Genomic DNA, 20,075 nt, shown 5'->3' on the forward strand with positions numbered 1-20,075 from the left:
CCCTGAGCGCTGCGAGTACCGGAATGTATTGGTCCGGCCGTCCCCGGGCGAGGAGAATCGTCCTCAGGCCCCACAAGGGCCCCGGTCGGCCTGGGCCCAGCGCAGATGCCCCCGCACCTCCCGTCCCCCCTTCTCCGTTCGAGTCGTCGGCCCCTCGGCCGGGCTCGACGGTTCGGCCGGGATGCGCGCCAACACGGCATGGAGTGTCCATGGAAGCAGAGCAGTTGATGTCACCACCCCGCTCCGGGGGTTCCCCCGCACACCGGTCGGCCCGGTGGAACACCCAGCGGGCGAGCGGAATGCCCGTGCACCGGTACCGGCCCTACTTCGACGAGGTGGAGCCGATCTCGCTGCCCGACCGGACCTGGCCCGAAGCGGTCGCCGTGCGCGCCCCCATGTGGTGCGCGGTGGATCTGCGCGACGGGAACCAGGCCCTCGCCGATCCCATGTCGCCCGCGCGCAAGAGGCGCGTCTTCGACCTGTTGGTGCGCATGGGGTTCAAGGAGATCGAAGTCGGGTTCCCCGCGGCCAGCAGGGCGGATCGGACCTTCATCAGGTCGATCATCGAGGAGGGGGCGATTCCGGAGGACGTGCGCATCCAGGTGCTGTCCCCCTGCCGTCCCGAACTCATCGACCTCACCTTCGCGGCCGTCGCCGGCGCCCCGAAGGCGACCGTCCACATCTACAACCCGACCTCGGCGCTGCAACGGCGGGTGGTGTTCCGGCAGGGCCGCGAGGGGGTGAAGGCCCTGGCGACCTCGGCGGCGCGGCGCGTCGCGGAGCACGCCGAGCGCGGGTCGGCCGACCTCCGGCTCCAGTACTCACCGGAGTCGTACACCGCCACCGAGTTGGGGTTCGCCGCCGAGGTGTGCAACGAGGTGCTGGACATCTGGCGGCCCACGCCGGAGCGCCCGGCCACCGTGTGTCTGCCCGCCACGGTGGAGATGGCGACGCCGAACGTGTACGCGGACTCGGTGGAGTGGATGAGCCGCAACCTGGTCCGACGCGACTGCGTGGTCCTCTCCCTGCACCCGCACAACGACCGGGGCACGGCGGTGGCCGCGGCCGAACTGGGACACCTGGCGGGAGCGGACCGGATCGAGGGCTGCCTCTTCGGCAACGGGGAACGCACCGGCAACGTCTGTCTGGTCACGCTGGGCATGAACCTGTTCAGCCGGGGCGTCGACCCCGAACTCGACTTCTCCGACATCGACGACGTCCGCCGGACCATGGAGCAGTGCACCGGCCTGCCGGTGCACGAACGGCACCCCTATGCGGGGGACCTGGTGTTCACGGCCTTCTCCGGCGGTCACCAGGACGCCATCAGCAAGGGGCTTCAGGCCCAGGCCGCCGCCGGGACGGGGGACGACCCGACGGCACCGGTGCCCTGGCAGGTCCCCTATCTGCCCGTCGACCCGAAGGACGTGGGCCGCAGCTACCGGGCGGTGGTCCGGGTCAACTCCCAGTCCGGCAAGGGCGGCACGGCCCACGTGATGAAGGAGGAGCACGGGCTGACCCTGCCCCTCGGCCTCCGGGCGGAGTTCTCCCGACTGGTGCAGGCGTACACCGATCGGACCGGCGGCGAGGTCCCGCCCGAACGGCTGCGGGACCTGTTCCACGGGGCGTACGTGGAACCGGACGGGCCGCTGAGCCTGCTGCGCCACCACGGCCCCGCCGACGGTCCCGGCGGTGCGCACCTCTTCCGCGTCAGCCTGGACGGCGACAAGACGGAACTCGTGGCCGAGGGGAACTCCCCCCTCGACGCCCTCGTGGGCGCCCTGGCCACCGTCGGCACGCACCTACGGGTGGTGGACCGCGTCGAGGACGCGACACCGGGCCGCCGAGCGGGGCGGGCCGTCGTCTATCTGGACGTCTCGGTCGCCCGGGAGGACCGGGAGCACCCGGTGCCCGAGCGGTACTGGGGCGTGGGCATGGCGTCGGACCCGGACGCCGCGGACCTCCAAGCCGCCTTCGCCGCCCTCAACCGCGCCCACCCCGCCTGATCCGAGCCGCCCCCCGTACCCCGCCGGGCAGCCGGTGCACGGCCCGCCCCCACAGAACGGAAGACACCGTGTCGCAGAACTTCGCCATCCGGGGGAACGACCTCTGGGACCCCACCACCTTCGACTCGCTGCGCCGCCAGTTGATCCCGTCCTTCGACCTGTTGTACGACAGCGCCGTCCAGGCCGTGGCCATGACCGTCGGGGACCGACCGCGCGTGCTCGACCTGGGAGCGGGCACCGGACTGCTCAGCGCCCGACTGCTGGAGCGGCTCCCGGACGCCGACGTGACGCTGATGGACCGGTCCGACGCGATGCTCGCCCAGGCACGCGGCAGGTTCGCGCCGGAGCAACGGGTCACGGTGCTGGTACGGGACCTGGTGGACCCGCTGCCGCAGGGACGGTACGACGCGATCGTCTCGGGGCTCGCGATCCACCACCTCCCCCACGAGGAGAAGCGACGGCTGTTCGCCCGCATCCGGCAGCACCTGGGCCCCGGGGGCGTCTTCGTCCACGTCGAGCAGTTGTTGGGGGCGCAGCCGTGGCTGGAGGAGATGTACGACCGGATGCACGAGGCCCATGTGCTCCGTTCCGGTACGCCCGACGCGGAGTGGGCCGCGGGCCGGGAACGCATGAAGTTCGACGTCCCCGTCGACCTCGACACCCAGTTGGGGTGGCTGAGGGACGCCGGCTTCACCGAGGTCGACTGCCTCGCCAAGGACTGGCGCTTCGTGACCTATGCGGGCTGGGTGACCCCGTGAACCTCCGGGTGACGGGTACGCCGCGCAGTCCGTGGACCCTCCGACCCTCCGGAAAGCGAGGAACGGCGTGCAAGGCAGCACACTGGTCGACAGGATCTGGGAGCAGCACCTCGTCGAGCGCGGTACGGACGGTCTGGACGATCTGCTCTACGTCGATCTGCACCTCCTCCACGAGGTCAGCTCGCCCCAGGCGTTCGAAGGACTGAGGCTCGCCGGGCGCCGGGTGCGACGGCCCGACCTCTGCGTGGCCACCGCCGACCACCAGGTGCCGACGTCCACCGCCGGGGGCGAGGGGTCGCCGGTGGACGCCGGTGGACGCCGACAGTTGCAGCTCCAGACGGACAACTGCCGCGGGGCCGGCATCGAACTGCACCCCTTCGGCTCCCCCGGGCAGGGCATCGTCCATGTCATCGGCCCGCAGATGGGGTTGACCCAGCCCGGGATGACCATCGTGTGCGGGGACAGCCACACGGCCACGCACGGGGCCTTCGGAGCGGTCGCGTTCGGCATCGGAACGAGCGAGGTCGAACACGTCCTGGCCACGCAGACACTGCGCACGGCCCGGCCGCGCACGATGGCGGTGACCGTCGAGGGCACCCCGCCCGTCGGGGTCTCGGCCAAGGACCTGGTCCTCGCCCTCATCGCCCGCACCGGCACCCGGGCCGGGGTCGGCACGCTCATCGAGTTCCGCGGCCCGGCGATCCGGGCGCTCTCCATGGAGGGCCGGATGACCGTCTGCAACATGGCGGTCGAAGCCGGCGCCCGCAGCGGGCTGATCGCTCCCGACGACACCACCTTCCACTACCTCGAAGGGCGTGAACGCTCCCCCCGCGGACGGCTGTGGGAACGGGCCCTGGACCACTGGCGGACGCTGCGCAGCGATGACGACGCCCGCTTCGACCGGGAGGTGGGCGTCGACGTCTCGGCGATCGCCCCGCAGGTGAGTTGGGGCACCAACCCGGGCCAGACCACGTCGATCGACGCGCATGTGCCCGACCCCGCCGGCATGGCGGACCCGGTGGAGCGCGGCGCCGCCGAGCGGGCACTGGAGTTCATGGGGCTGCGCCCGGGCACGGCGATGCGTGACATACCCGTCGACGTCGTCTTCATCGGGTCCTGCACCAACGGTCGCATCGAGGACCTGCGCGCCGCCGCGGCGGTGCTGCGGGACCGCCGGGTCGCCCCCTCGGTGCGCGCGCTGGTCGTGCCGGGGTCCGCGGCGGTCAAACGACAGGCGGAGGCGGAGGGCCTCGACCGGGTCTTCACGGCCGCCGGATTCGAGTGGCGCTCACCGGGCTGCTCCATGTGCGTCGGCATCAACGGGGACACCGTCGCGCCGGGACTGCGCAGCGCCTCCACCTCGAACCGCAACTTCGAAGGCCGTCAGGGGCCGGGTGCCCGCACCCATCTGGTCTCCCCCGAGACCGCGGCGGCGACCGCCCTGACGGGACGCCTGTCCGCCGCCGCCGACCTCGACCCCCGGGGTGGCCGACCGCTCGGAGGTGCTCGATGAAGCCGCTGACCACCCTGACCGGCCGGGCCATGCCGCTGCCGAGGTCCGACGTCGACACGGACCAGATCGTCCCGGCCGCCTGGCTCAAGCGGACCACCCGCACGGGGTACGGCGACGCGCTGTTCTCACACTGGCGGCAGGACCCGTCCTTCATCACCAACCGGCCCGAACGCCGGGGGGCCAGCGTCCTGGTCGCCGGGCCGAACTTCGGCTGCGGCTCCTCCCGCGAACACGCCGCCTGGGCCCTGCGCGACTTCGGCTTCACCGCCGTCGTCGCCCCCGGGTTCGGGGACATCTTCCGCAACAACCTGCCCAACGCCGGTCTGGTACCCGTCCACGTGTCCGCCGCCGTCGCCGACGCGCTGCTGCGGGCGACGACCGAGGACGCACGGGCCGAGATCACCGTCAGCGTCGTCGACCGGACCGTCGACTGCGCGGCGGCCGGGGTGAGCGGTGCGCCGTTCCGCCTCGACGACTGCGCCCACCACCGACTCGTCAACGGCCTGGGACTCCTCGACCTCGCCCTGCTGCTCGACCCCGACATCCGTGCGTACGAACGGGGGCGCCCGCCGTGGCTCCCCACCGGTCGGACCGGGTGAACCGCCGCCGGCCCGGAGTCCCGGCCACCCCGACCGACACCGACACCGACACCGAGGGCGACCGGGTGCGCAGCGGGACGCCGACGATGCCCGACTGGGCACAGGGCATGGCGGACCTGCACGTGCACTCCGCCCCCAGCCTGATGCCCCGTCACGGCGACGACCGCGAGACCGTCGCCGCGATGCGGGCCCTGGGGTTCAGCACCCTCGTCCTCAAGGCGCACGAGGGCGGTACGGCCGCGAGGGCCGCGGCGGCCGGCCCGGGCACGTACGGCGGGGTGGTGCTCAACAGCTGCGTCGGCGGGGCCAATCCCGACGCGGTCCGGGTGGCCGCGGCGCTCGGCGGTCGGATGGTGTGGCTGCCCACCCTGTCGTCCCGCGCCCACCGGGCGGCAGCGGCGGCCCCGGAACTGGCCGTCCACCGGCACGTCGAACTGCGCCCCGTCGACGTCACCGAGGACGGGCGGCTGCGGGCGCAGTGGTACGAGGTGCTCGATGCCGTGGCCGCTCACGACCTGGTGCTGGCCAGCGGCCATCTGAGCACCGCCGACACCTTGGTGGTGTTCGCCGAGGCCCGGCGGCGCGGCGTGCGACGGCTGCTGGTCAACCATCCCAAACTGGCGTTCCTGCGCTGGCGGGAGGAGACCGCCGACGCGTTCCGCGCGCTCGGCGCCCACTGCGAACTGGGCGTGGTGCCCGACCTGCTCGGCCCTCCGGAGGACTCCAGCCTCGGGCTGACGCGCTGTTATCCGCTGCCGCTGCTCGTCTTCGGCGGGGACCTGGGACACCGCGGGTTCCCGGCACCGGCCGAGGCCGTCGCCCCCTGGCTGCGGGAGTTGGAGCGAAACGTCGGGGCGCGGGCCGCAGCCACCCTGATGACCACCACCACCCGGGACCTGTTGCTGCCCTGACCTGCGGCACCGTCCCACGACCTCGTCGACCAGACCGGACCACCGCTGAGGAAACGGAACGCCCATGCTGTTCGAGACCATCCGGGGCATCGCCGCCGGCCGCCCCGACGCGCCGGCGGTGGAGACCACCGACGGAGAGACCTGCACCTACGCCCAGTTGATCGCACGCACCGCCGCCATGGGAGCGGGGCTGAGCGCCCGAGGGGTCGGCCCCGGGGACACCGTGGTCAGCCACCGGTTGCCCCAGACCCCCGACCACGTGGCGTTCATCCTGGCCGTGGCCGCCCTACGCGCCTGCTACGTACCCGTGTTGGCCGATGTCGACCGCCCGGCCCTCGACCGTGCGCTCGCCCTCACCCGACCGGTGCTCTGGGTCGGCCCCCCTCACCCGGACGCCGACGGGACGGCTGCGCCGCGGGTCGACCTCGCCGACCTGGTGACGGCCGACCCGGCTTCCGCGCCGCTGGCGACCGGGCACCCGGACCGGGTCTTCCGCCGGCTGTGGACCTCCGGTTCCACCGGGCTCCCCAAGCTGGTGTCGTGGAAACAGGGGCCGTTCGTCCGCGAGCGACTGCGGTGGGTGGCCGACGTCGGGATCACGGAGTCGGACGTCGTCCTGTGCCGGCACACCCTGGACGTGGCGCACGCCACGGACCTGCACGTCTTCGCCGCCCTCCTGGCGGGCGCCCGCCTGATCCTGGCCGACCCCCGGACGCCCCCGGGCGAACTGCTCGCACACCTCGCGCGACACCGCGTCACCCTGATGAGTGCGCTCCCCCACCACTACGCGGAGTTGATCGAGGCGGCGCGGACGCGCCCCGTCGAACTGCCGGCCCTGCGCAGGCCCCTGTGCGGTGGCGCGTACGTCAGTCCCGCCCTGATGGAGTCCTGCGCGCAGACCCTGCACATCCACCTCAGGCAGGTCTACGGCTCCACCGAGTTCGGCCTCGCCCTGGGCAACATGGACGACGTCGTGCAGAGCGCGACGGGCATGCACCCCGTCGACGGGGTGACGGCCCGGCTCGCCCCCCTCGGCGCGGACCCGGCACCGGACCTGGGCGTCCTGGTGCTGTCCTCCGACTGCACCAGTGAGGGGTACCTCCACGACGACGCGGCCCATGCCGTCACCTTCCGGGACGGGGAGTTCTGGACCGGCGACATCGCCCAGCGCGCCGCGGACGGCTCGTACCGCATCCTGGGAAGGACGACCGACGCCGTCAAGTCCGCGCACGGCCCGCTCGCCGCTCCGGTGCTGGACGCGCTCATCGCCGAACGCTGCCCGGCAGTCGCCGAATCCGTGAGCGTCCTGCCCGAACCGGAGGTCTACGGGCCGGACGTCCTCGTCGCGGTGCGGGCCTCGACGGCTGCCGCGGCCGGCGCCGCGGTCGCCCAGGTGCGGGCGGTCCTGCGGGAGTTGGGCGTGAACGGTGTGGTCCGGGAGGTGGAATCGGTGCCGCGCACCGTCGTCGGCAAACCGGACAAGCCCCTCGTCCGACGGAGCTGGGCCGCGCAACGCACACCGTGAACCGATCCCGGCGGTGCGCTCGGCTCCGGCCTCAAGGCACCTCGGTGCGGCACCCGGGCAGTTCGGCCCACAGGTCGAAGAAGGCGCTCAACGGCACGCTCGGGGGCCGGTCCAACCGCCAGGCGAAGACCTTGTCGAAGGAGATGGCGGGGGTCAACGGCACCACGACGACACGTCGGTCGGCCGCGAGCACGGGGCTGGAACAGGGGGCCAGGGCGATGCCGATGTGCTGGGTGACCAGGGCGAGTTGGAGGGCGACGCTGTTCGTCGCACAGACCACGTTCAGCCGCAGCCCGTGCGCGGCGAAGGCATCGCCGATGAATCCACGGACGCCGCTGTCGGGGCCGTAGGTGATGATCGGCGCCTCGGAGACCTCGTGGAGGGTCATCGCCTCACCGGGCGCCCGGCTCCCGGCCGGCAGCACCGCGACGATCCGGTCCCGCAACAGCACCCGGGTTCCGATGGTCTGCGACGGATCGTTCCTCGGGGCCGCCATGACTGCCGCGTCCAGGGTTCCGTTGCGCAGCCCGGCCAACAGGGACGGGCTCGACGCCCCCACGAGGTTCACGGCCACGGCCGGATGGCGCCGGTAGTACTCCCCCAGCAGCTCCGGGACGCAGGTGCCTTCCAGCCCTCCGACGGTCCCCAGGACGAGGGAGCCGCCGAGGAGACCCGCGCGACCGGAGAACTCCACGGCGGCTGCCGCCGCGGCAGCCAGACAGGCCCGGGCGTGCGGCAGCAGGGCGAGCCCGCCGCTGGTGAGGACGACGCGTCGGTGCAGCCGCTCGAAGAGCAGCTCGCCCAGTTCCTTCTCCAAACCCTGGATCTGCTGGCTGATCGCGGGCTGGACCACGTGGCAGCGCGCGGCGGCCTTGGTGAAGGAGCCTTCTTCCGCGACGGCGACGAAGTACTCAAGCGTGCGCAACTCCACTGCGCAACGTTAACAACCCCTCGCTCGTGGTAACCGGGGTCTTCCCGTACTGCGCCCACGCGCACCCCGGGCACCACCCGGCGCCCGCGCCCGCGCACGGCGGGGGCGCCCCGCGCGCACCCCCACGCACCGGACCGGGACACAGCGGAGCGGCACCGAAGGGGCCAGCAGTCGAAGGGCCGGCACCGGAATGGAATAAAACTCAACAGCCGTAGAGTTTTATCCCTCCGAGCGAACACCCTCGAACCCCGTACTGGAGACCCCATGTCCCCCAGAGTCGTGATCATCGGCGGCGGATACGGCGGCAGCGCCGCGGCCAAGGCACTGGACGGGGTCACCGATGTGACCCTCGTCGAGTCCAAGGACGCCTTCCTGCACAACGTGGGCGCCCTGCGCGCCGCGGTCGACGCCGATTTCGCGCCACGGATCTTCCTGCCGTACGACAAGCTCCTGAACAGGGGACGCATCGTGCGGGACCGTGCCGTGCGCGTCGAGCCCGGGCGGGTCGCACTGGCCTCCGGCACGACCCTGGACGCCGACTACCTCGTCTTGGCCACCGGCTCCGGCTACCCCTTCCCCGCCAAGAGCGACCTGGACGACTCCTCCGCCACCCTGGCGAAGTTCGACGCCACCCGGGCACGCCTCGCGCGGGCGGACCGGGTGCTGCTCCTCGGGGCGGGGCCCGTCGGCCTGGAGTTCGCCGGCGAGATCAAGGCGAAGTGGCCGGAGAAGCGGGTCGTCCTCATCGACCCGGCACCGGCCGTCCTCGGCGGCTACTCCGCACCGTTCCGCGCGGAGATCCTGCGCCAGCTCGACGAGCTCGGGGTCGAGCTGCTGCTCGGGGACGCGCTCGCCCAGGAACCGCCGACCGCGGCGGGCACGGCGGAGGAGTTCACCGTCACCACCCGGGCGGGCACCGAGGTGACCGCTCAGATCTGGTTCCGGACCCACGGGGTCACCCCCGCCACCGGGTACCTCGCCGGGGCGCTCGCCGACGCACGGCTCGTCGGCGGCCAGGTGGAGGTGACGCCCACCCTCCAGGTGAAGGGCCAGCGCACGGTCTTCGCCCTCGGTGACATCACCGACGTGGCCGAGCCCAAGCGGGCCGGCGCCGCGATGCGGCACGCCGAAGTGATCGCGCAGAACATCACCACCCTGATCGGGGGCGGTACGGACCTGACACGCTACGAACCCGGTCCGCCGGTCCTCCTCCTGCCGCTCGGCCCGGACGGCGGCGCGACCGAGATGCCCGGCGGGGAACTGCTGGGGCCCGAGACGACCGCCCAGTACAAGGGCGCGGACCTGATGCTCGGCCGCTTCTCCGAGACCTTCGGGCTCGGGGAGTGAGCACGACCCACACCCAGCACACCACGCACACGAAGCGCACGAAGCGCACGAAGCGCACGAAGCACATGAGAGACCCGAGGAACACGATGAGCACGCAGCCCCGCCCGTCCGACGGAACGATCACCGTCGAGGTCTACGCCGACCTCGTCTGCCCCTGGTGCTACATCGGCAAGCGTCGTCTGGACCGGGCGCTGGACTCCTTCCCGGGGGCCGACCAGGTCCGGGTCGTCCACCGGGCGTTCCAGCTCGACCCCGGTGCCCCGCGCAGCGGCACCCCGACCCGCGACTACCTCGGGGAGCGGTTGGGGCCGCGGGCCGAAGCCGTCCTGACCCACACCACGCGGGTGGCCGCGGACGAGGGCATCACGATGGACTTCGACCGCGCGCTGATCGGCAACACCTTCGACGCCCACCGGGTGCTGTGGCTGGCCGGGACCGAAGGGGCCCAGGCGGCGGTCAAGGAACGTCTGTTCGCGGCCTACTTCACCGACGGCCGCGACCTCACCCGGCCCGAGGTGCTCGCCGCGGCGGCCGCACCGGAGCTGGACGCCGAGCGGGTGCTCGGCATGTTGGCGGGCCCCGAGGGCGTACCGGAGGTGACGGCGCAGTTGGACGCGGCGCGGGCGGGCGGAATCCGTTCGGTGCCGACCCTCGTCATCGACGGCCGGCACGTGGTGGAGGGGGCGCAGGAGGGCGCCGCGCTGCTCGATGCGCTGGCGCGGGCCCGCGCGGACGCCGACCGGTGACCGGCACCGGGGAACCGCGGCGGGTGCCCGCCGCCGGTCCGCCACGGTGACCGGTTCCGACGGGTACGGCCCCGCCCGCGCAGATCGTGCCGGGCGGGGCCGTTCGACCCGTGCGTCACACGGTGGGCCCTGGCTGGTGGGACGGCCCGGGGACGCGGTGCCGACCGGTCGGCTCCACTCAGCCGAACGGGGAAAACGCGCGCTCCTCCCTCTCTGCCTGGGAGCGCCGCAGTCCGCTCCAGTCCAAGGCCTGCCGCGCCGTGCGCTGGGCCTCCTCGGCGGCCTTCCGGGTCTCTAACAGGACGTCACCACGTTCCTGAACCAAGCGCTCGTAGATCGGTGGATGGCCGGATGTCTCTGCGGTGTTCATGACGCCGATCTTCCCCCGTCCGTCGGAATTCCGTTAGGGCGGCCCCCTCACTCGCCCCTGACGACGAGAAGACCGTCCAGGTTCCACGCGGGTTGACCTGATTCACGGTGGCCCGGGCCGGCTCCTGGCACCGGGTCACGATCCGCTCGGCCCGGCCGGCTCCGTCGCTCCGTCGGCCCGTTGCGCGCGCAGCGCCTGGACGTTGGTCCCGGTGCTGTACAGCTCGACGAGCAGGGGGCGCAGGGCCCTGCCCGCCGGGGTGAGGTGGTAGCGGGTGCGGACCGGGAAGCCGAGCAGCCGGTCCTGGACCAGGAGCTCCCGCTCTCCGAGCACCCGCAGTCGTTCGGCGAGCACCTTGGGGCTGATGCTGGGTAACCGGTCGCGCAGGTCACCGAAGGAGTGCGGACCGTGCATCAGCTCGCGCAGGATGAGCGTGGTCCAGCGGCCCGCGATCGCGGCGAGGGCCACCTCGACCGGACAGTCCGCTTCCGGGGCCTCGGTGCGCCCCCGCTCGTCCGGCACCAACTCCTCGTCCCAGTCCCCGTCGCCGTCCCGGGGCCGCGCGGGCCGGTCCGCCGAGGGGGGTCGGGCGTGGGTTTCCGTTTGGTGAGCCACGCCGGGGCCGGGTTCACTGTCGGCATGAGCATCGAGTCGAACACCCGTTGGATTCATGTCTCCACTGTCCCCCTGGCCGCCGTTTCGGAGCAACACCCCTCGGCCCTCGCCGCGTCCTCCCACACGGGGAGACCCGGGGCGCGGGCCGGACGGGTCCCGGAACCGGGGTGGTCGAGCACCGCGGCGCGCTCTCAGCCGGCGACGTAGTCCGCGAGGTGTGCGCCGGTGAGGGTGGAGCGGGCGGCCACCAGCGCGGCCGGGGTGCCCTCGAAGACGATCCGGCCGCCGTCGCGGCCGGCGCCGGGGCCGAGGTCGATGATCCAGTCGGCGTGCGCCATGACGGCCTGGTGGTGCTCGACGACGATGACCGACCTGCCCGAGTCGACCAGCCGGTCCAGCAGGCCAAGCAGTCGTTCGACATCGGCGAGGTGCAGCCCACTGGTCGGCTCGTCGAGTACGTAGACCCGGTCCCGGCCCGCGCCCGACAGGTGAGCGGCCAGTTTGAGGCGCTGTCGCTCGCCCCCGGACAGGGTGGTGAGCGGCTGGCCGAGGCTGAGGTAGCCCAGCCCCACGTCGACGAGCCGGGTGAGGACCGCCCGGGCGGCCGGTGTGCGGGCCTCGCCCGCGCCGAAGAACTCCTCGGCCTCGACCACCGTCATCGCGAACACCTCGCTGATGTCGCGACCGCCGAGGCGGTGCCCCAGCACCGACGGCGGGAACCGCTTCCCCTCGCAGTCCTCGCAGGTGGTGGCGACCCCGGCCATGATCGCCAGGTCGGTGTAGACGAGGCCGGCGCCCTTGCAACCGGGGCAGGCGCCCTCGGAGTTGGGGCTGAAGAGTGCCGGCTTCACCCCGTTGGCCCGGGCGAAGGACGTGCGGATCGGGTCGAGCATGCCGGTGTAGGTCGCCGGGTTGCTGCGCCGGGAGCCCTTGATGGGCCCCTGGCCCACCGTCACCACCCCGTCCCGACCGGCCACCGAACCGCTGATCAGTGAACTCTTGCCGGAGCCCGCGACGCCGGTGACCACCGTGAGCACGCCGAGCGGGATGTCGACGTCGACGTCACGCAGGTTGTGGGAGTTCGCGCCGCGCACCTCCAGCACCCCGTCGGGCGTGCGCACCGACGGCTTGAGTGAGCCCCGGTCGTCCAGGTGTCGTCCCGTCAGCGTGCCGCTGGTGCGCAGTTCCTCGACGGCGCCCTCGAAGACCACCTCGCCGCCCGCCGCGCCGGCCCCCGGTCCGACGTCGACCACGTGGTCGGCGATCAGGATCGTCTCCGGCTCGTGCTCCACGACCAGAACGGTGTTGCCCTTGTTCCGCAGTCGGACGAGCAGGTCGTTCATCCGCTGGACGTCGTGCGGGTGCAGACCGACGGTGGGTTCGTCGAAGACGTAGGTGACCTCGGTGAGTGCCGAACCCAGGTGGCGCACCATCTTGGTGCGCTGGGCCTCGCCGCCCGACAGGCTGCTCGACGCCCGGTCGAGCGAGAGGTAACCCAGCCCGATGCCGACGAAGGAGTCGAGCGTCGCGCCGAGCACTTCCAACAGGGTCGCGACGGACGGCTCGTCGATGCCGCGGACCCAGGCGGCCAGCTCGCTGATCTGGAGGGCGCAGGCGTCGGCGATGTTGACGCCGTCGATCCTCGCCGAACGGGTGGTCTCGCTGAGCCGGGTGCCGTGGCAGGCGGGACAGGCGGAGAACGTCACCGCGCGGTCGACGAAGGCGCGTACGTGGGGTCGCAGCGTGTCCTTGTCCTTGGTGAGGAACGACTTCCGCACCCGGGCGAGCAGCCCCTCGTAGGTGGTGGTGAGCCCGTTCACCTTGATCTTGACGGGGTCGCGGTGGAGGAAGTCGTGGAGTTGGTCGGCGGTGTAGTCGCGGATCGGACGGTGCGGGTCGAGGAAGCCGGATTCGGTGAACGACCGGACCACCCAGCCGTCCGCCTTCCAGCCGGGGACGGTGATCGCGCCGTCGGCGAGCGACAGCGCGTCGTCGTAGAGCCCGGTGGGGTCGATGTCGGTGACGGTGCCCAGGCCCTCGCAAGCCGGGCACATGCCGCCGACGACGCTGAAGCCCCTTTCGGTCTTCTTGCCGTTCACCACCAGCGTGCCCGTCGCCTCGGCGGAGGCGATGTTGAAGGCGAACGCCCGTTGGGAGCCGATGTGCGGCTGGGCGATCCGACTGAACAGGATGCGCAGCAGGGCGCCCGCGTCGGTGGCGGTGCCGATCGTGGAGCGGGGGCTGGAGCCCATCGGCTGCTGGTCGACGACGATCGCGGTCGTCAGTCCGTCGAGGTGGTCGACGTCGGGCCGGCCCTGGGTCGGCATGAAGCCCTGGACGAAGGCGCTGTAGGTCTCGTTGATCAGCCGTTGCGACTCCGCGGCGATCGTGCGGAAGACCAAGGAGCTCTTGCCCGAGCCGGAGACCCCGGTGAACACCGTCAGTCGGCGCTTCGGGATCTCCACGCTGACGTTCTTGAGGTTGTTCTCACGTGCGCCCTGCACGCGGATCAGGTCGTGGCCGTCCGCGATGTGCAACGCGGGCGGCTGTGGGTCGATCCTGCCGACCGTCATGGTCCCTCCCCGGTGAGTCGCGCGGCGCGCCCCGGTCGCACGGGGAGGGCGGCGCTGTCCTGATCTGCCCTGCTCGTGACCTCAAGCGTAGACCTGCAAGAACGGTTGAGACTTTGCGGAGAAAGCCGCTGGAAGGATTCGTGAGAGTCTCCAACCATGGACTATCTGCGCCCGTCCGACCTGGCCCGTGAGCACGGGATCTCGACCCAGGCGGTCCGCAACTACGAGCGGGACGGATTCCTCCCGCTGGCCGCCCGCACCCCGACCGGCTACCGGACCTACACGGCGGTGCACGCCGCGGCCCTCCGGGCCTATCTGGCACTCGTCGCGGCGCACGGTCACACCGTGGCCGGGCAGATCATGTGCTCGCTCCACGCGGGTGACCTCGACGCGGCGCTGACGGCCGTGGACCGCGGCCACGCCCAACTGCTCCGCGACCGGGCGACGCTGGACGCGGTCGGCGCGGCGGTGAAACACCTGACCTCCACCTCCGGTGACGCTCCGCCCGCGCCCGCGCACCGCGAGCCCTTCAGCGTCGGTGCGCTCGCCCACCGGCTGGGGGTCACCGCGGCGACCCTGCGCAACTGGGAGGCGGCGGGCGTCCTGGCGCCCGAGCGCGAGCCGATCACCGGGCACCGCACCTACGGCGCCCCCGACGTCCGGGACGCCGAGCTCGCCCACCTCCTGAGACGGGGCGGCTACCCGTTGGGCCACATCGCCACCGTGGTCCAGCAGGTCCGCACGGCCGGTGGGACCCGGGCGCTGTCGGCCGCCCTCGACGACTGGCGGGACCGGCTGACCGGCCGGGGCGTGTCGATGCTCCACGCGGCCACCCGGCTCGCCGGGTACGTGGACCTCCTCGACCTCGCCCCGGCGGCCGGTCCGGCGACGGACTGAACCGGCCGCCCCGCAGCGGTGGTCGCGTCCGGGGGCGTGCCGCCCCGTCCGGGGGCGTGCCGCCCGGCCCTCACCGTGCGGTGTACTCGGTGGGGCTCATGTCGTAGAAGTCGCGGAAGGCGCGGGCGAAGCTGCTGGGGTCCTCGTAGCCCACGCGTTGGCTCACCGAGACCACCGACGAGCCGGCGCGCAGCAGCCGGGCCGCGGCGTACATCCGGCTCCGGGTGCGCCACTGCCCGAACGTCAGCCCGGTCTCCGCGACGAAGGCCCGTTCCAGGCTGCGACCGCTGGTCCGCACTTCGCGGGCCCAGTCGAGGATGCGCCGGTCGTCACCCGGGTTGAACAGCAGGGCGCCCGCCACGGCCGCGGCGCCGGGGCTGGTCGGCAGCGGCAGGTCGTCGGGGGCCAGCACCCGGCGTTCGAGGATCGACAGCACCTGCCGCTGGATGTTCGCGGACGGTTGGATGATCGTGCTCTGGCTCTGGTGGAGGGCGAGGAAGTAGATCTTCTCGTCGTTGCGGATCGACACCACGGTGATGTCGGTGAGCACGGTCGCGATCTCGTCCATCGAGATGGAGAGCGGGAACAGCACGGAGTTCGCCCGGACCTCCAGTGCGTGTCGGGTGCCCGCGGGCAACCAGATGACCTCGCCCTCGGTGATCTCGACGGTGGTCTCCCCGCACTGCACGAGGGTGCTGCCCCGGATCTGCCACAGCGCCATGTGCTCGTCGTGGTGGACCTGCTCGGGGATGTCGACGCCCGGGATGTGCAAGGGGAAGTCGAGCGAGGAGAGGCTCGCACGACCCCCCGTCCCCCTCCTGCGCACCGTCACCCGTCCACCCCGCTTGTCAGGATCCGCATCGAGGTTGTCGCTTTTCGCACTGGAGCCATCACATAGGTAAGGCTAACCATAGTTGGCAGCCCCCGCCGCCCTGTCCGGCCGGCCGTCGCACCGATCCGACCCGGGGCACCCGCATCTGAAAGGCCCCATGAAAGTCATGCGCACGCCCCGTACCCGCACCTCCCGCCTGATCGGCGCCGTGATCGCCGGCCTGGTCCTGGTCACGGGGTGCGCGGCCCCGGACGACCGGGGCGCCGACCGGACCCCCGGGAGCTCGGGCGCCGCCGCCACCGACCTCCCCGCCGCCGAAGGCGCGACCGCGTACCCGCTCACCCTGAAGACGCCGTTCGGTGACACCACGCTCGACCGGCGCCCCGAACGCATCGCGATCGTCACCGCGAACACCCTCGACACCGATGCGCTGATCGCGCTCGGCGGCACGCCCGTCTTCGCGCCCTCGACCGTGGACCGCAACCCCTGGCTCGACGACGACGCCGTCACCGGCATCGCGAAGCTCTGGGACGCCGAAGCGGGTACGGAGGTGTCGGCCGAGTCGGTGGCCGCCGCCTCGCCGGACCTCATCGTCGCCCTCGCCGCCTACGAGACCTTCGACCAGGCGCGGTTCGACAAGCTCAGCGCGATCGCCCCCGTGCTCTACGCACCCCAGGGCGAGCTGACCTGGCAGGAGCTCACCCGGAAACTGGGCGACACCCTGGACCTGAGCGACGCGGCGGTCAAGGCCGTCGAGACGGCGGAGCGGAGCGTGGCGAAGACCCGTGCCGAACACCCCGAGTTCCGGGGCAAGAGCGCCACGCACATCATCGTCTACGACGAGAAGTACGGCCCGTACTACGCCAGCTCCCCCGGCTCCGACACCGCCCGGCTCTTCGAACAACTGGGCTTCGTCCTGCCCGGGGCCGCCGCGAAGTTCACCAAGGACGGCACGATCAGCGACGAACTCGTCGGGCTCATCGACGCCGACTTCCTGCTGCTCAGCACCTCTGCCGACCCCGCGTACTTCGTCGACGCGCCCCTGGTCAAGGCGGTGCCCGCGGTGGCCGACGGACGTGCCGTGATCAACCCGCAGGACAAGGAGGCGGGCACCAACCACTTCGCCTGGGGCCTCAACGTGCAGAGCGTGCTGAGCGTGCCCTGGCTGATCGAGCAGCTGGCCGAGTTCGGTGGAAAGGCGATCCGTTGAGGCAGGCCGTGGCGGGCGGCCGGTCGACGGAGACCGGCCTCCCCGGACGCCCAGGACGCCGCGGCACCGCAGTGCGCGGGCGCCGTCCGGCGGTTCCGCCCGCATGACGACCGTCCACCGGCCCACCCCCCGCGCCACCGCCGGCCGGGCCCGGGCCCACCCGCCCGGCACCCCCCTGCGCCCCGCACCGCAGGCCGACACCTCCCGCCGCGTCCCCGGTCTCGTCCTGCTCCTGCTGGTCCTGGCGGTGACGGTGCTGGCGAGCCTGACCATCGGCGCCAACCCCCTCTCCGTGGAACAGGTGTGGCGGGGGCTCCGGCACCGCGACGGGTCCGAGGCATCGGTCGTCGTCTGGTCCCTCCGGATCCCGCGCACGGTCGCCGGCATCGCGGCGGGCGCGGCACTGGCCGTGGCGGGCGCCGCGATCCAGGCGCTGACCCGCAATCCGCTGGCCGACCCCGGCATCCTGGGCGTCAACGCGGGTGCGGGGTTCGCCGTCACCCTCGGGGTGGGGTTCTTCGGGCTGTCCGGGATCACCGGGTACGTCTGGTTCGCGTTCCTGGGGGCGGCGGCCGGGACGGTCCTGGTGTACCTGATCGGCTCGGCAGGGCGGGGCACCGCCTCGCCCGTGACCCTTGTGCTGGCGGGAGTCGCACTGGGCGCGGTGCTGAACGGGTTCAGCACCTTCCTGACCCTGATCGACCCGGAGACCTTCCGTTCGATCCGCAACTGGGGGCTCGGCTCCCTCGCCCGCACCGGCCTGGACGACACGGTGGCGGTCGCCCCGTTCCTCGTCCTCGGCCTGCTGGTCGCGGTGGCGGTCTCGGGTGCGCTGAACTCGATGGCCCTCGGCGACGACCTCGCGCTCTCGCTGGGCGCGAAGGTGCTGCGCACCCGGGTGCTGGGCGTCCTCGCGGTGACCCTGCTGGCGGGCGGTGCAACGGCGTTGACCGGGGGCATCGCCTTCGTGGGCCTGATGGTGCCGCACGTGGTGCGGTGGTTCGTCGGACCCGACCAGCGGTGGATCACCGCGTACTGCGCACTGGCCGGCCCGGCCCTGGTGCTCGCCGCGGACGTCCTCGGGCGGGTGATCGCCCGCCCCGGGGAGATCGAGGCCGGCATCCTCACCTCGGTGATCGGCGCGCCCGCGCTGATCGCCCTGGTACGGCGGCGGAAGGCGAGCGGGCTGTGAACACGCACACCGTACGGGACCCCGCCGGAACGACCCCGGGGGCCGGCGCGCGCGGCTCGGGACGCGTGGACTTCGGGTACGCGAACCGGAGCGTGCGGTGCCGGTGGTTCTCGGCGCGCCTCGGGGTGCGGCAGACCGCGGTGACCGCGACCCTGTTCCTCGTCGCACTGGTGCTGGCCGTGGTGGCGCTGCGCTTCGGCGACTACGAGTTGACGATCGGCGAGGTCGTCGCCGCGCTCACCGGTTCCGGTGCGGAGTTCCCCCGGACCGTCGTGGTGGAGTGGCGGTTGCCGGTGGTCACCGCGGCCCTCGTGTTCGGTGCCCTGCTGGGCGTCGGCGGGGCGGTCTTCCAGTCGCTGACCCGCAACCCCCTGGGCTCGCCGGACGTGATCGGTTTCGACGCCGGCTCCTACACCGCCGTGCTCCTGTCCCTCCTGGTGTTCGGCGGCGGGGCCTACTGGTCCGTCGCCGGCGCTGCGGTGGCGGGCGGACTGGCCACCGCCCTCCTGGTGTACGTCCTGGCCCACCGGCGCGGGGTGCAGGGCTTCCGGCTGATCATCGTGGGCATCGGGGTGTCGGCGCTGCTCGGCTCGGTCAACGCCTATCTGATCTCCCGGGCCGACCTCGCCGACGCCATGACCGTCGGGTTCTGGGGCGCCGGGTCCCTCACCCGTGTGACGTGGAACGGCATGTCCCTCTCGCTGGTCGTCACCGCACTGATCGTGCTGGCCGCGGCGCTCCTCGCCCCGTCGCTGCGCCACCTGGAGCTCGGCGACGACGCGGCCGTCACCCAGGGCGTCCGGGTCGGAGCCGTCCGACCGGCCCTGCTGGTGGTCGGCGTCGCGACGACGGCACTGGTGACCGCCGCCGCCGGGCCGATCGGCTTCATCGCCCTGGTCGCCCCGCAGTTGGCCCGGCGGCTCACCCGCTCGCCCGGGGTGCGGCTGCTCCCGGCAGCCGCGATGGGGGCGGCCCTGCTCAGCGCGGCCCACGTCCTGGCGCTGCTCGTGGCCCGGTCCTACCGGCCCGTCCCGGTCGGTCTGATCACCGTGTGCCTGGGCGGGCTGTACCTGATCCGCCTCCTGGTCCACGAGTCCCGGCGTCAGTACGGCGCACCCCGATGACCCCACCCGAAGAGAACGAGCACATGACCCCCACACCCGACCACGAACGCGCCGACGGCTCCGCCGGTACGGCCCCGACCCGGTCCAGGCTCGTCGTCGACGAGGCGACGACCGGCTATGACGGGGCCGTGGTCTCCGAAGGCCTCTCGGTGCGCATCCCGGACGGATCGTTCACCGCGGTCATCGGTCCGAACGGCTGCGGCAAGTCCACCCTGCTGCGCACCCTCGCCCGGGTGCTGACGCCCTCGGCGGGGCGCGTGCTGCTGGACGGGAAGGCGATCAGCACCTACCGGTCCAAGGAGGTCGCCCGTCGGATGGGCCTGCTGCCGCAGACCTCCCTGGTGCCCGACGGGATCCGGGTCGCGGACCTCGTGGCCCGGGGGCGCGCACCCCACCAGGGCCTGGTGCAGCACTGGCGCCGGTCCGACGAGGAGGCCGTCGAAGCGGCGCTGCGGGCGACCCGACTGACGGAACTGTCGGGGCGGTTGGTCGACGAGTTGTCGGGCGGGCAGCGCCAGCGGGTCTGGGTGGCGATGCTCCTCGCCCAGCAGACGCCGATCGTGCTGCTGGACGAACCGACCACGTTCCTGGACATCGCCCACCAGTACGAGCTGATGGAGTTGTTCCGCACCTTCCACGACGAGGGCAAGACGATCGTGGCGGTGCTGCACGACCTGAACCAGGCCGCCCGCTACGCCGATCACCTCGTCGTCCTGCGTGACGGCGTCGTCGTCACCACCGGCACCCCGGACGAGGTCATCACCGAGGAACTGGTCGAGCGGGTCTTCGGACTGCGCTGCCTCGTCGTTCCCGACCCCGTCACCGGCACCCCGACCGTGGTGCCGCTCGACCCGCGCACCGCGCCCCTCCACCCGACCGGACCCGCCGGGTCCGGCGCCACCGCCGCCGACACCCGTCCGGAGAAGTGA

At 72.7% G+C, this 20,075-nt stretch carries 18 protein-coding genes; 13 read left to right on the forward strand and 5 right to left on the reverse strand.

The window, feature by feature from the left end; all coding sequences use genetic code 11:
• Window positions 1-209: 209 nt before the first annotated feature.
• From leuA to ACFYOU_RS21430, 6 genes are all read left to right on the forward strand, one after another.
• A complete protein-coding gene (gene leuA, locus ACFYOU_RS21405; RefSeq protein ID WP_391307576.1) occupies window positions 210-2,003 on the forward strand; it encodes a 2-isopropylmalate synthase in 1,794 nt (597 codons plus the stop codon).
• A 68-nt stretch (window positions 2,004-2,071) separates the two neighbouring features.
• Complete coding sequence (locus tag ACFYOU_RS21410; protein ID WP_391307578.1) at window positions 2,072-2,761, forward strand: methyltransferase domain-containing protein; 690 nt, start codon at window positions 2,072-2,074, stop codon at window positions 2,759-2,761.
• Window positions 2,762-2,828: 67 nt separating this feature from the next.
• The gene (gene leuC / locus ACFYOU_RS21415; RefSeq protein WP_391307580.1) at window positions 2,829-4,274 is read left to right on the forward strand and encodes a 3-isopropylmalate dehydratase large subunit; all 1,446 of its coding nucleotides are present in this window, start codon (window positions 2,829-2,831) and stop codon (window positions 4,272-4,274) included.
• Window positions 4,271-4,873 (forward strand): 3-isopropylmalate dehydratase small subunit, encoded by a 603-nt coding sequence (gene leuD, locus ACFYOU_RS21420; RefSeq protein ID WP_391307582.1) that lies wholly within the window; start codon window positions 4,271-4,273, stop codon window positions 4,871-4,873. Before leuC ends, leuD begins: the two co-directional genes overlap by 4 nt.
• Window positions 4,846-5,784 (forward strand): DUF6282 family protein, encoded by a 939-nt coding sequence (locus ACFYOU_RS21425; RefSeq protein ID WP_391307584.1) that lies wholly within the window; start codon window positions 4,846-4,848, stop codon window positions 5,782-5,784. The genes leuD and ACFYOU_RS21425 overlap by 28 nt, the downstream gene beginning before the upstream one ends.
• Window positions 5,785-5,848: 64 nt before the next feature.
• Entirely contained in the window at window positions 5,849-7,309 is a 1,461-nt protein-coding gene (locus ACFYOU_RS21430) for an AMP-binding protein (protein ID WP_391307586.1), read from the forward strand.
• A gap of 31 nt (window positions 7,310-7,340) precedes the next feature.
• Here the strand turns inward: ACFYOU_RS21430 and ACFYOU_RS21435 are convergent, their stop codons facing one another.
• Window positions 7,341-8,240: a LysR family transcriptional regulator gene (locus ACFYOU_RS21435; RefSeq protein WP_389763612.1), complete on the reverse strand. Its 900-nt coding sequence runs from the start codon at window positions 8,238-8,240 to the stop codon at window positions 7,341-7,343.
• A gap of 264 nt (window positions 8,241-8,504) precedes the next feature.
• Between ACFYOU_RS21435 and ACFYOU_RS21440 the strand changes: the two genes are divergently transcribed.
• Together ACFYOU_RS21440 and ACFYOU_RS21445 are read left to right on the forward strand one after the other, a co-directional pair.
• Window positions 8,505-9,587, forward strand: coding sequence for an FAD-dependent oxidoreductase (locus ACFYOU_RS21440; RefSeq protein ID WP_391307587.1), 1,083 nt, complete (start codon window positions 8,505-8,507; stop codon window positions 9,585-9,587).
• Window positions 9,588-9,673: 86 nt separating this feature from the next.
• Window positions 9,674-10,333 (forward strand): DsbA family protein, encoded by a 660-nt coding sequence (locus ACFYOU_RS21445; RefSeq protein WP_391307588.1) that lies wholly within the window; start codon window positions 9,674-9,676, stop codon window positions 10,331-10,333.
• A gap of 178 nt (window positions 10,334-10,511) precedes the next feature.
• Here ACFYOU_RS21445 and ACFYOU_RS21450 read toward each other — a convergent pair whose 3' ends face one another.
• From ACFYOU_RS21450 to ACFYOU_RS21460, 3 genes are all read right to left on the reverse strand, one after another.
• Window positions 10,512-10,703: a hypothetical protein gene (locus tag ACFYOU_RS21450; RefSeq protein WP_385493258.1), complete on the reverse strand. Its 192-nt coding sequence runs from the start codon at window positions 10,701-10,703 to the stop codon at window positions 10,512-10,514.
• Between the two features lie 135 nt (window positions 10,704-10,838).
• A complete protein-coding gene (locus ACFYOU_RS21455; RefSeq protein WP_391307590.1) occupies window positions 10,839-11,318 on the reverse strand; it encodes a winged helix-turn-helix transcriptional regulator in 480 nt (159 codons plus the stop codon).
• Window positions 11,319-11,509: 191 nt separating this feature from the next.
• Complete coding sequence (locus ACFYOU_RS21460) at window positions 11,510-13,891, reverse strand: ATP-binding cassette domain-containing protein (protein ID WP_391307592.1); 2,382 nt, start codon at window positions 13,889-13,891, stop codon at window positions 11,510-11,512.
• A gap of 156 nt (window positions 13,892-14,047) precedes the next feature.
• Between ACFYOU_RS21460 and ACFYOU_RS21465 the strand changes: the two genes are divergently transcribed.
• On the forward strand, window positions 14,048-14,788 hold the full coding sequence (locus ACFYOU_RS21465; RefSeq protein WP_391307594.1) for a MerR family transcriptional regulator: 741 nt from the start codon (window positions 14,048-14,050) through the stop codon (window positions 14,786-14,788).
• A gap of 70 nt (window positions 14,789-14,858) precedes the next feature.
• On the opposite strand, the gene ACFYOU_RS21470 is transcribed toward ACFYOU_RS21465, so the two are convergent.
• Window positions 14,859-15,620, reverse strand: a complete 762-nt coding sequence (locus ACFYOU_RS21470; protein WP_391307596.1) for a helix-turn-helix domain-containing protein — start codon at window positions 15,618-15,620, stop codon at window positions 14,859-14,861.
• 166 nt (window positions 15,621-15,786) lie between these two features.
• On the opposite strand from ACFYOU_RS21470, the gene ACFYOU_RS21475 reads away from it, so the two are divergent.
• From ACFYOU_RS21475 to ACFYOU_RS21490, 4 genes are all read left to right on the forward strand, one after another.
• The gene (locus ACFYOU_RS21475; RefSeq protein ID WP_391307598.1) at window positions 15,787-16,830 is read left to right on the forward strand and encodes an ABC transporter substrate-binding protein; all 1,044 of its coding nucleotides are present in this window, start codon (window positions 15,787-15,789) and stop codon (window positions 16,828-16,830) included.
• 103 nt (window positions 16,831-16,933) lie between these two features.
• Window positions 16,934-18,022: an iron chelate uptake ABC transporter family permease subunit gene (locus tag ACFYOU_RS21480; protein WP_391307599.1), complete on the forward strand. Its 1,089-nt coding sequence runs from the start codon at window positions 16,934-16,936 to the stop codon at window positions 18,020-18,022.
• A gap of 65 nt (window positions 18,023-18,087) precedes the next feature.
• Window positions 18,088-19,146, forward strand: coding sequence for an iron chelate uptake ABC transporter family permease subunit (locus tag ACFYOU_RS21485; protein ID WP_391307664.1), 1,059 nt, complete (start codon window positions 18,088-18,090; stop codon window positions 19,144-19,146).
• Between the two features lie 23 nt (window positions 19,147-19,169).
• The gene (locus ACFYOU_RS21490) at window positions 19,170-20,075 is read left to right on the forward strand and encodes an ATP-binding cassette domain-containing protein (protein WP_391307602.1); all 906 of its coding nucleotides are present in this window, start codon (window positions 19,170-19,172) and stop codon (window positions 20,073-20,075) included.

It is taken from the genome of Streptomyces sp. NPDC005955 (genome assembly GCF_042871255.1).
In the GTDB taxonomy this organism is placed as follows: domain Bacteria; phylum Actinomycetota; class Actinomycetes; order Streptomycetales; family Streptomycetaceae; genus Streptomyces.